Genomic DNA, 12,709 nt, shown 5'->3' with positions numbered 1-12,709 from the left:
CAACCGCAGGCCGACACGGCGATCAGCCGTGAATGATGTTGAGGACGGAGGCAAGCTTTTCGGGCGCACTGATCATTGCCATGTGACCGGTGTCGAGATCGATGACGTCGGGCCGGAGCAGCGCGATGGATCGCTGCTGGAGTTCCTCGACGTAGCACTGGTCCCGCGTGAGGTGCACGTACGTCCGGGGGATCTCGCGTCTGTAGCCGCTCAGGTCCACGGTCTCGCTCAGCAGGGCGGCCGAATCGTCGGCAAGCCGGTCCAGGGTGGACGTGGCAGTCGCCTCGTCCATGTCGTTGCACAGCATTGCGGCGGCGCCCTCGCGGGTCTGGTGGTAGACGCCGTCGGCGATGGACTGCTTCACCAGACCCCGCACTTCGGGGTCGATCTGGTCAAGCACCCGGGATCTGTCCGGCGGCACCACGGCCGACACGAGGACGACGTGACGGATCCGGTCGGGTATGAGGTCCAGGACGCGCGGGATCGTGACCCCCGCGAAGGAGTGCCCGACCAGTACAACGTCCCGCAGGTCCCTTGCTTCGACATCCTCCCGGACCGCATCGGCGCAGTCCGCGAGAGTGACCGTGCCCAGGTCGACTTCGGCCCTGCTCCCGCGCCCCGGAAGATCGACTGCCAACGCTTCCGCACCGAGATGGGGAATCAGCTCGTCCCAGCAGTCCGCACCGAAGCTTGCACCGTGGATGAGAACAAACGCCATGGTCGACCTCCTCGTCAACGACTTTAACCGCACCTTAAGTGAATTCAGTTCTGTTGGGGAGCTTTACGGCAGAGCAAATGAGGGGCTGGGATGCCTCCGGCGAACCGGTCCGCGAGAAGCGCCGGCTGTGCGACGAAAGCACAGCCTTCCCCACCGAACTCACGACCGCCGCTTGACGAGTTAAGCGCCTGAGGTGTCTACGAACGGCCAAGGCGCCAGACGAGGCGATAGAGCGCCCTGGGCGGCTGCTCCACCCGCGTGCTGGAGGGGCAGAGCCAGGAACGAGGGCCAGCGGACGTCCACGTAGTCACCGGCGGCAGTCGTCCGCCGCCCAGCGACGAGGCCGGGGCTTGATCAATCGCCGATGTCCTCCACTCTGACGTCGCCGAAGCGGGCGAGTGCCCGCGGGCAGAAGCGTGAGCGGGAACGGCGAGAGCGCGGGGTGACCTTCGCCACATCGGAGGTCTTCCCCCGGGCCGGTGGTTTCATCCTGCACTTGTTCCCCGTCTGTTGCTCCTGGCGCACTGTTCCCGCACGATGGGCACGTGTCACCCGATCTCTGACACGACGTCAAATGAGCGCTCTGGAGCAGGAGTAGGCCGGAACGTCTTCGTCCGAGAGCGCGGCGACGGTTGCCGACAAAAACTCTCATGGGCCGTTTCAGCCTCTAGTCTGCTGTCAGACCCCCCACAGGGCCTTCCCCCGCGGCGTGGGCGGGACTCCCGCCCGTACCACCGAGAACAGGCGGCCGAGGGCATGCAACCACTGCACCCAGAAGATCCCGAGCAGCTAGGCCCCTACCGTCCGGTGGCCCGTCTTGGAGCAGGCGGGATGGGCCGGGTCTATCTGGCCACCTCGCCGGCCGGCCGCGCCGTCGCGGTCAAGGTCATCCGTCCCGAGATGGCCGAGGACAAGAACTTCCGGATCCGCTTCCGGCGTGAGGTGGCGGCCGCGGCGGCGGTCGGCGGCGCGTACACGGCGTCCGTGGTGGACGCCGCGCCGGACGACGAGACGCCATGGCTCGCCACCGCCTACGTACCTGGCCCCACCCTGGCCGAGGCGGTCGCCGCACACGGGCCGCTGCCGGTGGAGACGGTCCTCGCGCTGGGCGCGGGGATCGCCGAGGCGCTGATCGCGGTGCACGCCGAGGGGCTGGTGCACCGCGACCTCAAGCCGTCCAACGTGCTGCTCGCCGCGGACGGTCCGCGCGTCATCGACTTCGGCATCGTCCGGGCCCGGGACGGCTACCAACTCACCGGCTCCAGCGGTCTGTTCGGGTCGCTCGACTACGTCTGTCCCGAACAGGCCACCGGCCATCCGGTGGGACCGGAGGGAGACGTCTTCTGTCTCGGCTCGGTGCTGGCGTTCGCGGCGTCGGGACACGCACCGTTCAACGGGGCCGCCGCGGCCACGCTGCTCTACCAGGTGGTCCACGGTTCGGCCGATCTGACCCTGGTGCCCGAGCCACTGGACAAAATCATCAGCCTCTGTCACGCCAAGGACCCGTCCCTTCGTATCGACCCCGACCGGCTCTCTGCGGCCTGCGCGCCCGGCGGTGCCGAACAGGTGCTGACTGAGGGCTGGCTGCCCGCGCGGGTGGCCGCCATGGTCGACGAACGCCGGGCGGCCGCGACGGATCTCGACCGCCTCGCGCGGACCCTGGCACCCGCACGGCCCGCAGCCGACGCAGCCGACGCCGGGGCTCCCACCGCGTCCGCCCGATACGGGTCGGGCCGGACGCCGGTGGGGCCGTCGTCGCACGGGACCGACGGCGGAGTCGGCGCGGCGGACCCGGACGGCGTCCTCCCGGCCGGAGACGCCGACAACCGCGCCGCCGATGGAACCGGAGCCACCGGTGGAGCGCCGCCCACCGCCGAGCCGCCGGAGCGTAAACCCCCGGCGGCCGCGGCCGACTCGGCGGAACCGGCGGAACCGGCGACGGAACGTTCCGCCGCAGCCGCACACCGCCGTGCTCCCGAACGCTCCCATGTCGGCCGGCGCACCCTCCTCGCCGTAACCGCGGGCACGGCCCTCGTCGGAGGCACGGCCCTCGTCGTGAGGGGAAGAACCGGCGGGCAGCCGGCGCGTCGGCCCGGTCCCGCCCCCGAGCCGACCTGGGTCTACCGCGGCGGCCCGCTGCTCCAGACCCCGGCCGTCTTCAACGACGGCACGGCCCTGCTGAAGAGCCGCCCGGGCAACATGATCTGCCTCGATCTGAGGAACGGATCCCAGCCCAAATGGGTCTACCAGGGCATCAGCCTCTCCCCCAGTCCCGTCCTGCTGGCCAACGACGCCGCGGTCGCCCTCGGCACCGGCGCGACTCTGATCGGCGTCGATCTGGCCGGCGGCGCCGAGAAGTTCACCCTCAACTTCGGCCAGGACTTCCAGTTCGACCAACTCCTCGGTGGATACGACGGCTATGTCGTCTCTGTCCTCGGCGCCAGGCTGGAACGCCGGTCAGAGGAGCAGGGCGTGGCGACATCCACCAGCGCGGTCTTCGGCGTCGACCTCAGGGCCCGCCGGGCCGTCGTCATACCGATCGACCCCGAGGACGTCGGAGTTCCCCTCAAGCCCGTCGTCACGTCCGACTACTTCGTCTACGCCGACGGGCTCCGCAATGTCGCGGCCCGCGGCACCCGCGATGGCGGTGGCCTGCGCTGGCGGTACCCGGTGGGCTACGACCTGCGGCCGGGTCTCGCGGTGCTCGGCGGAACCGTCTTCGCCATCGGCTCCGAGTTCATCGCCCTGGAGCTCGCCACCGGAAAGCTCCGCTGGAAGGCGAAGGCGGAACGCGGCATGTTCGCCTCCCTCGGGACGGGCGGCAACACGGTCTACGCCACTGGCACCGATCCCTACGGCGTTCACGCCTTCAACGCGGCGACCGGCGCCCGGCGCTGGTTCTGCGAGACCCCCCGCCTCAACGTCGACCACCCGATCGCGGTGGGGGCGCACGCCGTTTACGTGCCGGCCTTCGAGAACAGGAACGGCTTCTACGCGATCGACGCCGCCTCGGGCCGTCTGCTGTGGAACTTCACCGACGGCCGCGAGACCGGCGTCAACGACTGGCAGCTCTCCTGCGACGGAGCCGGACACCTCGTGGCCCAGCACTTCGACCGGACCTACGGACTGCCCGTCACCTGAGGACCGGGACCGGGACAGCCGGATCGCACCTGAACGGCTCGCCGCTCTCAGCACCGACACCTGGGCCAGAGACGAGGCAATGCCGGCCGGCCGATGAGGAGATCACTCGTGTACGGCGGCTGATCCGGCGCGTCCGCGCTGACCTTGACGACCTCTGCGACGACCACCGAACACAGATCCAGCAAGTCGTCACAGTGGTCTGCGGCAGCCGCCAGGTCGTCACGCTCGGCATGCCCCGTGTCACTGCGCCAGTGCTCAACCCGCGACCCGAAAGGCCCTCCGTGTGACCAGCCGGTTGACTGAAGGCAGAGGTGCGGACTCCGCCCGCTGCCGCGAAAGGCGCCTCTAATGCCCTCGATACGGCAGTGCGGGCGGGTGCAGACACAGCCGTGTCCGGCCTCGCTCGCGCCGCCCGGGTTGGCCGTACCTTCCTCTACCGCCACCGTGACCTGCTCGAACGCGTCCACGCCGCTGCCACTGCCCCGGCCGGGGGACGGGGCGATGACAGAAGGCAGCCGTGCCTCGCTGCAGACCGACCTGGCCAACGCCCTGCTGAGGGCGGCTCGTGCGGCCAATCGTGAGATGACCCGGTCGCTGAACCACTGCCCCGCTCGTTTGTCACCACACATGGTGTCCGTCAACGTGGCTGCAGGCAGACCGCCAACCACGGTTGAAGCCGCCGGAGTCGACGACTGCCAGGAAATACTCCAGCTCACGCACTTCCATCAGGCCCCCCATGCATCACGACGGCGCCGGTCGCCGCGCGTCACGTCACGCGAATGCCCTCGCGGTCTTCGAGGGCGCTGATGGCGGTGGCGGTGAGGCTGTGGGTGATGTGGCCTCGCATCAGCTGAGCGGCTTCGGCGGCGCGGCCGTCCACGATCAGGGAGACAAGTTGGTGGTGTTCCTGTAGGTCCCGGGTGCGGGGTTCGTCACCGGGCGGGAGTTCGAGGCCGAGGCGCCGGTAGCGATCGGACTTGTCCCACAGGTCGTCCAGGAGACGGATGAGGACGTCGTTGTGCGAGGCCCGGTACAGCGCCCGGTGGAAGGCGCGGTGGGCCGTGAGTGCCTCTTCCCCCCATTGGCGGGTGACGGGGAGGAGCTTGTCGACGGCGGCCTGCATGGTGGCGATGTCGTCGTCGGTCCGCCGCTGGGCGGCGAGTTCGGCGGCGGTCGGGTCCAGCGACAGGCGGACCTCGAAAAGCTGGCGGGCTTCGTTCGAGTTCATGACGGAGACCCGGACGTCGCGGTGGGTCTCGACGGTGACGAGTCCCTCGCTGCTGAGGCGGCGGATGGCCTCGCGCAGGGGCGTGATGCTCATGTTGAGGGACTCGGCGAGGTCGTACTGGGCGAGCCGTGACCCGGCAGGAAGCGTGCCGGCGAGGATCCGATCGCGGAGTTCCGCGTAGGCGAGGTCGCTCTTGCTCAAGAACAGGTTCGGTCCTGCCATGGCCCCCTGACCATTCCTTTCCGGAGCTTCCCCACCCCTTGACATCCCGCATCGGACCGGCTCAGCCTAACAGGCGTCACATCTTATAAGATATGAGAGAGGCTTCGCAGTGAAGATCACCAACGTCTACGAGGGCGTCGTTCCGATCAGCTCCTCGATCCGCAACGCCTGGATCGACTTCAGCTCCATGGACTGTTCGATCGTGGCGATCGAGAGCGACGTCATCCGGGACGGCAAGCCCGTGGTGGGCTACGGCTTCAACTCCAACGGCCGCTACAGCGCCGGAGAGATCCTGCGCCGCCGGGTCCTGCCCCGCCTCCTCGACGCCGAGCCCGGCAGCCTGCTCGACGAGCGGGGCGGCCTGGAGCACGCCAAGGCGTGGGACGTGATGATGACCAACGAGAAGCCCGGCGGGCACGGCGAGCGCTCGGTCGCGGTCGGCGTGGTGGACATGGCCCTGTTCGACCTGGCCTCCAAGATCGAGGGCAAGCCGCTGTACCGGTATCTGTCCGAGCGCTACGGCGACGGGCAGCCCGACGACTCCGTCTTCGTCTACGCCGCCGGCGGCTACTACGCCCCCGGCAAGACCCTCACCGACCTTCAGGACGAGATGCGCGGCTTCCTCGACCTGGGCTACGACGTCGTCAAGATGAAGATCGGCGGCGCCGACCTGGCGGAGGACCTGCGCCGTATCGAGGCCGTCATCGACGTCCTGGACGGCGACGGCTCCCGGCTGGCCGTCGACGTCAACGGCCGCTTCGACCTCGACACGGCCCTGGAGTACGGGCGGGCCATCGAGCCCTACGGGCTGTTCTGGTACGAGGAGATCGGCGACCCGCTCGACTACCACCTCAACGCCACCGTCGCCGAGCACTACACCGGCTCCATCGCCACCGGCGAGAACCTCTTCTCCCTCCAGGACGCCCGCAACCTGATCCGCTACGGCGGCCTGCGCCCCGACCGCGACACCATCCAGGTCGACCCCGCGCTCTCCTACGGTCTGGTGGAGTACCTGCGCATCCAGGACATGCTCCGTCAGCACGGCTGGTCATCGAGGCGCTGCGTCCCGCACGGCGGGCACCAGTTCTCCCTGCACATCGCCGCCGCCCTCAAGCTCGGCGGCAACGAGTCCTACCCGGGCGAGTTCCAGCCCACGGGCGGCTTCGCCGACGACGCCGTCGTCGAGAAGAGCCGCGTCGGCCTGACCGACACCCCCGGCATCGGCTTCGAGAGCAAAGCCGCCTTCTACAAGGTGCTGCGCGCCCTGCACAGCTGACCGCCACCCCACCGCAGAGGCGCCCGCCACCGGGCGGGCGCCGTCGGTTTGTTGGCCCGCCAGTTGTGGCGCACCCGGTCAGGGAACTCCTGGCGCAGGCGGCGGGAGGAGACACCCTTGAGGGAGTTGACCAGCTTGGTCACGGCGACCTTGGGCGGGAAGTCCACCAACAGGTGGACGTGGTTGTCCTCGCCGGTGAACTCCACCAGCTCGCACTCGAAGTCCGCACACACCGACCGCATGATCTCCTCCATGCGTGCCAGGTGAGCATCGGTAAACACCTTGTGCCGGAGCTTGGTCATGAAGACCAAGTGGACATGCATCACGAAAGCACAGTGTCGACCAGTTCTGATCTGCATATCGGCCATAACTCAAGTACATAGGGTGGCCGTCATGCAGCTGAGGTACAGCTTTCGCCTGTACCCGGACATCGGTCAGCGCATTGCGCTGTCGAGGGCGTTCGGGTGTGCCCGCGTCGTGTTCAACGACGCGGTGCGCGCCCGCGAGGACGCCCGCCGGACCAACAAGCCCTTCCCGACTGCCGGCGAGCTGTCCACGCGCCTGATCACCCAGGCAAAGCGGACAGCAGAACGGTACTGGCTGGGCGAGGTCTCCGCGGTGGTGCTCCAGCAGTCCCTGCGGGACGCTGAGACCGCGTACCGCAACTTCTTCGCCTCCCTCAAAGGCACTCGCAAGGGCCCCAGGACCGGTCCGCCCCGCTCCAAGTCCCGCAAGGACGCCCGACAGTCGATCCGATTCACCGCCAACGCCCGCTGGACCATCACCGACAGCGGCCGTCTGAACCTGCCGAAAATCGGCGCGGTGAAGATTACGTGGTCCCGCACGCTGCCCACCACCCCGACCTCCGTCACCGTCATCAAGGACGCGGCCGGGCGGTACTTCGCCTCCTTCGTCATCGACACCGACCCTGCCGCCGATGCGACACGGATGCCTGGAACCGACCGCATCATCGGCGTCGATCTCGGCCTGACCCACTTCGCGGTTCTGTCCGACGGCACGAAGATCGACTCCCCGCGCTTCCTGCGTCGCGCGGAGAAGAAACTGAAGAAGGCCCAGCAGGAGCTGTCCCGCAAGCAGAAGGGAAGCAGGAACCGTGCCAAGGCCCGCCTGAAGGTCGCCCGCGTGCACGCCAAGGTCGCTGATGCGCGCCGCGAGTTTCACCACCAGCTCTCCACGAAGCTGATCTCCGAGAACCAAGGGATCGCCGTGGAGGACCTGTCGGTGGCGGGACTGGCCCGCACCAAGCTGGCCAAGTCCGTGCATGACGCCGGATGGTCATCGTTTATCAGCATGCTGGAGTACAGCAGAACGGTACGGTCGCACCCTGGTCAAGATCGGCCGGTTCGAGCCGACCTCCCAGACCTGCTCCACCTGCGGCGTCAAGGACGGACCCAAACTACTGAACGTCCGGGAATGGACCTGTACCGCCTGCGGCACCGTCCACGACCGGGACATCAACGCCGCCATCAACGTGAAGACGGCCGCTGGACTGGCGGCATCGGCCTGCGGAGCGCCGGTAAGACCAGGAGCAATCCCGGCACGGCGCGAAGAAGCAGGAAGCCACGGATTCTCGATTTAACCCCGTGCCGCATAGCGGCACAGCAATGATCGAGAAGGTCAGAAACATCGGGCTTCAGCCCGAGGTGCAAGTCAACTCATCATCCTGTTCACGAACGACCAATCACGACGGCGACCGTCCTGGTCGTCCTCGGCGCCATCATGCGGGCCTGCCGCCTGAGCCTGTTCGGCCTCATCCGCTTCCTCAAGGCCGAACTGCTCGTCGCCCTCAGCACCTGTTCCAGCGAGGCCGTCCTGCCCCAGCTGGTACGCAAACTGGAGATCCTCGGCATCGGCCGGCTCGTGGTCGGCATCGTCATTCCCTCGGAGTTCTCCTTCAACCTGGACGGCTCCGCGGTCTACCTCACGATGGCTTCCCTCTTCCTGGCCCAGGCCATGGGCATCGACCTGTCCTGGCAGCAGCAGCAGCAGCAGCAGCAGCAGCTGATCATGGTCGGCGTCATGATGCTCACCAGCAAGGGCACCGCCGGGATCGCGGGCGGCGCGTTCATCGTCCTCGCCAGCACCGTCACCGCGGTCGGCCATATCCCGCTCGCCGCCCTCTCCCTGATCGTCGGCATCGACCGCATCCTCAACGAGGGCCGCGTCTTCATCAACGTCCTCGGCAACGCCGTCGCCACCATCGTGATCGGCAAGTGGGAGAACGACTTCGACACCGAACAGGCCCGCAAGGTCCTGCGCTCCCGCACCACCACGCCGCCGGCGCCGACAAGTAAGTCACCGCCCTCGACGTCGTCAGGCGATGCCGACCGTCTCGAACGGTCCCTCCCTGAGATTCTCGACGAAGTGCCTGAGCCCGGTGTTCATCGGACGGACGGCCACTCGGGACGTCGTTTCCGGGGCCCCTGCCGGCTGCCCCTCGCCTGGACCCGTTCGGAAGCCGCCCCTCGACCGCGCCGGCGTTGAGGAACTCGCGCGCGGCGCCACGCATCGACATGCCTCGCATGCCTTGAGTCCCTCGCCGGGTTTCCGTCGTCGGACGATCTGTCGCCGGCTCGGGCTGGGGAGCCCGCGCAGGTGAATCGCGTGAGGTCGACGCCCTCTCCGACCACTCGGGTAATTGACAGGGTACGAACGTACCTCTTAACGTACCCAAATCCAGGACGACACCGGCAGCTCAACGAGGAGCACCGATGCAGCACCTATACGACATAGATGTCCAGGTTCCGATGCGCGACGGCGTAGCCCTCGCCGCCAACGTCTGGCATCCCACCGAGGGACAGGCTCCGACGCTGCTCGTGCGTCTGCCGTACGGCAAGGACGTGATGGGCGTCAGCTATACCTCCATGCCTGGCCTTGGGGCTCTGCTGGAGGCCGGGTACGCGCTGGTGGTGCAGGACTGCCGGGGCACCTACCGTTCGGAAGGCGAGTTCGTTCCTCATATGGCCGACCGGAACGACGGTGAGGACACTGTCGCCTGGATCGCCGACCAGCCGTGGTCGGATGGCACGGTGGGCATGTTCGGGGCGTCCTACCTGGGGATGGTCCAGTGGGAAGCCGCCGTGACCGGCGCCCCGGCCCTCAAGGCGATCGCGCCGGCCTTGACGTCGATCGACAACTACGAGGCGCCCTGGTTCTCCGCGGGCGGTGCGCTGTCACTGAGCCTGGTCACGTGGTGGAACGCCATCATGTACGCGGCCGATGCGCAGCGTTCCCTGGCGGCCGGCGGGGACACCTTGTCCCAGCTGCAGCAGCTCGGTCAGGCGGCGCTCTTCCCGGAGCCTCTCAACGATGTGCTGCCGACGGCTGAGGTTCCGGTCCTGGCGGCGTACGGGAAGTGGTGGGACGACTGGATGGCCCACCCCTCCCACGACGGGTACTGGGACGCCATGGAGCTCACGCCCGAGCTCAAGAACGTCACCGTCCCGGCGCTGAACATCGGTGGCTGGTACGACCTCTACATCGGCCAGACGATCCGCACCTACACCACCGCCCGCCACAAGGCAGGCAGCGTGGAAGCGCGTGAGGGGCAGCGACTGATCGTCGGTCCGTGGGATCACAACCCCTCCCCGACCGGCGTCTACCGCGACCGCTCCTTCGGCCCGCTGGCCAGTGCCCAGATGGCGGACCTCGGCGGCCTGCAGCTGAAGTTCTTCGACCGCTGGCTGCGAGGGGACACCACCGCTCTGGACGACGTGGCGCCCGTGAAGATCTTCGTGATGGGCATCGACCAGTGGCGCGACGAGCAGGAGTGGCCGCTGCCCGACACGAGGTGGACCGACTTCCACCTGACGAGCGCCGGTCACGCCAACACGGCGGACGGGGACGGCGTGTTGACGACCGAGCCACCGACCAGCGTGAAGCAGGACACCTACCTCTACGATCCGCGTCGCCCCGTTCCCTCGGCCGGTGGGGCGTCGATGCCGACGACACCGGGGTTCTGCGGCCCGGTCGACCAGCGGACCGTCGCCGGCCGCGAAGACGTCCTGTGCTTCACGGGCCCGGTGCTGGACGAGCCTGTCGAGGTCACCGGTCCGGTCAGCCTGACCCTGTTCGTGTCCTCCTCAGCGGTGGACACCGACTTCACCGCCAAGCTCGTCGACGTCTTCCCCGACGGCAAGGCGATCAACCTGTGCGACGGAATCCTGCGCGCCCGTTACCGAGGAGGCCTCGGCACGGAAGAACTGATGGACCCCGGCACGGTCTACGAGATCACCATCGACATGACCGCCACCTCCAACGTGTTCCTGCCCGGTCACCGCGTCCGCCTGGACGTCTCCAGCAGCAACTTCCCCCGCTACGACCGCAACACCAACACCGGAGGCGTCATCGCCCGAGAGAGCGAGGAGCAGATGATTCCCGCCGTCAACCACATCCATCACGGGCCGAACCACCCCAGCCGTCTCATCCTGCCGATCATCGACCGCAAGGACCAGCAGTGAGCGCCACCGACCGGGTCGCCGAACTGACCGCGACCCTCACCGCTCCTTCCCTCGACGTGGCCTGGCTGCTGTGCGACCAACACCCCGCCGAACGCCCGGCGTTCACTGTTGTCGATGCCGCCGGCGGGGCTTCTACGCTGACCTACGGCGAGCTCGCCGCGGACTCCCAGCGCTGTGCGCGGGCCCTCCAAGAGCTCGGTGTCGGTCCGGGTGACAGGGTGGCGACCCTGATGGGCAAGAGCACCGACCTGGTCACCGTCATCCTGGCGATCTGGCGGCTCGGTGCGGTCTACGTCCCGCTGTTCACCGCGTTCGCGCCCCAGGCCATCGCCCTGCGCTTGGAAGGCTCCGGTGCGCACGTGGTGGTCGTCGACCCGGACCAGCGCCACAAACTCGACCCGGGCCCCGACATGCCGGACGACCCCCAGCGCCGCGTCGTCGTCACCGGAAGCGGCGCGCAGCACGGTGACGTGTCGCTGGCCGACCTGGTCGCGGCCGCGTCGCCGGAGCCGGTGGCCGCCATCCCCACGAGCGGGGACGGGCCTCTGGTGCACATGTTCACGTCCGGCACCACCGGCAAGCCCAAGGGGGTCATCCACCCCGTCTCCTACATCGCCGGATGGCAGATCTACCTGGAGTACGGTCTCGGCGTCACCCGGGCAAGCAGCTACTGGTGCGCCGCCGACCCCGGCTGGGCCTACGGGCTGTACGCGGCCATCGTCGCTCCGATGGCCGCCGGCATCCCCAGCCTGCTGCTGGCCGGCGGGTTCTCCCCGGAGACGACCTGGCGCACCCTCGTCGACCACCAGGTCACCGACTTCGCCGCCGCCCCGACGGTGTACCGGGGACTGCGCTCCTCGTCGGTGCCGGTGCCGCAGGGGCTGCGCCTGGAACGGGCGTCCAGCGCGGGCGAGCCACTGACTCCCGAGGTCAACGAGTGGGCCGGCTCCGCGCTCGGCCTCGCCGTGCACGATCACTTCGGCCAGACCGAGGTCGGCATGCCGTTGGCCAACCACCACCATCCCGAACTCGCCCGTCCCCTCAAGGCCGGATCGATGGGCCGGCCGCTGCCCGGCTGGAGCCTCGCCGTCCTGGCCGACGAGAAGGACGAGCCCGCCGAACCAGGCGTGCTCGGCCGGGTCGCGATCGACATCGCCGCCAGCCCGCTGATGACCTTCAGCGACTACCAGATCCCAGGGCAGAGCGGCGCCAAGTTCACCGCCGACGGCCGCTGGTACCTCACGGGCGACGCGGGGCGCACCGACGCCGACGGAGACTTCTTCTTCTCCTCCCGCGACGACGACGTCATCATCATGGCCGGCTACCGGATCGGGCCGTTCGAGATCGAGAGCGTCCTCGCCCAGCACCCCGCCGTCGCCGAGTGCAGCGTCATCGGCGCACCCGACGAGGTCCGCGGTGAGGTCATCGAGGCGTACGTCGTCCTACGCGACTCCGGCGACGCCTCGCCGGAACTGGCCGCCGAACTCCGGCTGCTGGTCAAGACCCGCTACGCCGCGCACGCCTACCCGCGCACGATCCACTTCATCGACGCCCTGCCCAAGACGCCCAGCGGCAAGACGCAGCGCTACCTGCTGCGCAGCCGCCGACGCACCGAACTCGCCACCCCGGAGTCCCGTTGACCG

The 12,709-nt window shown here is 68.5% G+C and carries 7 protein-coding genes and 2 pseudogenes; 6 read left to right on the top strand and 3 right to left on the bottom strand.

The features are described from left to right. Positions 1 to 22 precede the first annotated feature (22 nt). Positions 23 to 718 carry an alpha/beta fold hydrolase gene (locus OG252_RS49730; RefSeq protein ID WP_329344770.1) on the bottom strand — a complete coding sequence of 232 codons (696 nt, stop codon included), beginning with the start codon at positions 716 to 718 and terminating at the stop codon, positions 23 to 25. Positions 719 to 1,549: 831 nt separating this feature from the next. Between OG252_RS49730 and OG252_RS49725 the strand changes: the two genes are divergently transcribed. Then, the gene (locus OG252_RS49725) at positions 1,550 to 3,859 is read left to right on the top strand and encodes a protein kinase domain-containing protein (RefSeq protein ID WP_443068471.1); all 2,310 of its coding nucleotides are present in this window, start codon (positions 1,550 to 1,552) and stop codon (positions 3,857 to 3,859) included. A 766-nt stretch (positions 3,860 to 4,625) separates the two neighbouring features. On the opposite strand, the gene OG252_RS49720 is transcribed toward OG252_RS49725, so the two are convergent. Next, positions 4,626 to 5,309, bottom strand: a complete 684-nt coding sequence (locus OG252_RS49720) for a GntR family transcriptional regulator (protein WP_266447051.1) — start codon at positions 5,307 to 5,309, stop codon at positions 4,626 to 4,628. A 109-nt stretch (positions 5,310 to 5,418) separates the two neighbouring features. Between OG252_RS49720 and OG252_RS49715 the strand changes: the two genes are divergently transcribed. Next, positions 5,419 to 6,585: a mandelate racemase/muconate lactonizing enzyme family protein gene (locus OG252_RS49715; protein WP_329344765.1), complete on the top strand. Its 1,167-nt coding sequence runs from the start codon at positions 5,419 to 5,421 to the stop codon at positions 6,583 to 6,585. Positions 6,586 to 6,647: 62 nt separating this feature from the next. Here OG252_RS49715 and tnpA read toward each other — a convergent pair. Then, positions 6,648 to 6,953, bottom strand: a pseudogene (tnpA, locus tag OG252_RS49710) (IS200/IS605 family transposase); the annotation flags it as partial. 25 nt (positions 6,954 to 6,978) lie between these two features. On the opposite strand from tnpA, the pseudogene OG252_RS49705 reads away from it, so the two are divergent. The 4 genes and pseudogenes from OG252_RS49705 to OG252_RS49690 all read left to right on the top strand — a co-directional run bounded on the left by OG252_RS49705 (position 6,979) and on the right by OG252_RS49690 (position 12,706). Continuing rightward, positions 6,979 to 8,185: pseudogene (locus OG252_RS49705) on the top strand (RNA-guided endonuclease InsQ/TnpB family protein). Positions 8,186 to 8,286: 101 nt separating this feature from the next. Further along, the gene (locus OG252_RS49700; protein WP_329345423.1) at positions 8,287 to 9,090 is read left to right on the top strand and encodes a cation:dicarboxylate symporter family transporter; all 804 of its coding nucleotides are present in this window, start codon (positions 8,287 to 8,289) and stop codon (positions 9,088 to 9,090) included. Positions 9,091 to 9,317: 227 nt separating this feature from the next. Next, positions 9,318 to 11,066 (top strand): CocE/NonD family hydrolase, encoded by a 1,749-nt coding sequence (locus tag OG252_RS49695; RefSeq protein ID WP_329344763.1) that lies wholly within the window; start codon positions 9,318 to 9,320, stop codon positions 11,064 to 11,066. Then, positions 11,063 to 12,706 carry an AMP-binding protein gene (locus tag OG252_RS49690; protein WP_266447042.1) on the top strand — a complete coding sequence of 548 codons (1,644 nt, stop codon included), beginning with the start codon at positions 11,063 to 11,065 and terminating at the stop codon, positions 12,704 to 12,706. The genes OG252_RS49695 and OG252_RS49690 overlap by 4 nt, the downstream gene beginning before the upstream one ends. Positions 12,707 to 12,709 lie beyond the last annotated feature (3 nt).

The organism is Streptomyces sp. NBC_01352, assembly GCF_036237295.1.
Lineage (GTDB): Bacteria > Actinomycetota > Actinomycetes > Streptomycetales > Streptomycetaceae > Streptomyces > Streptomyces plumbiresistens.
This window is presented reverse-complemented; position numbering and strand designations above follow the sequence as displayed.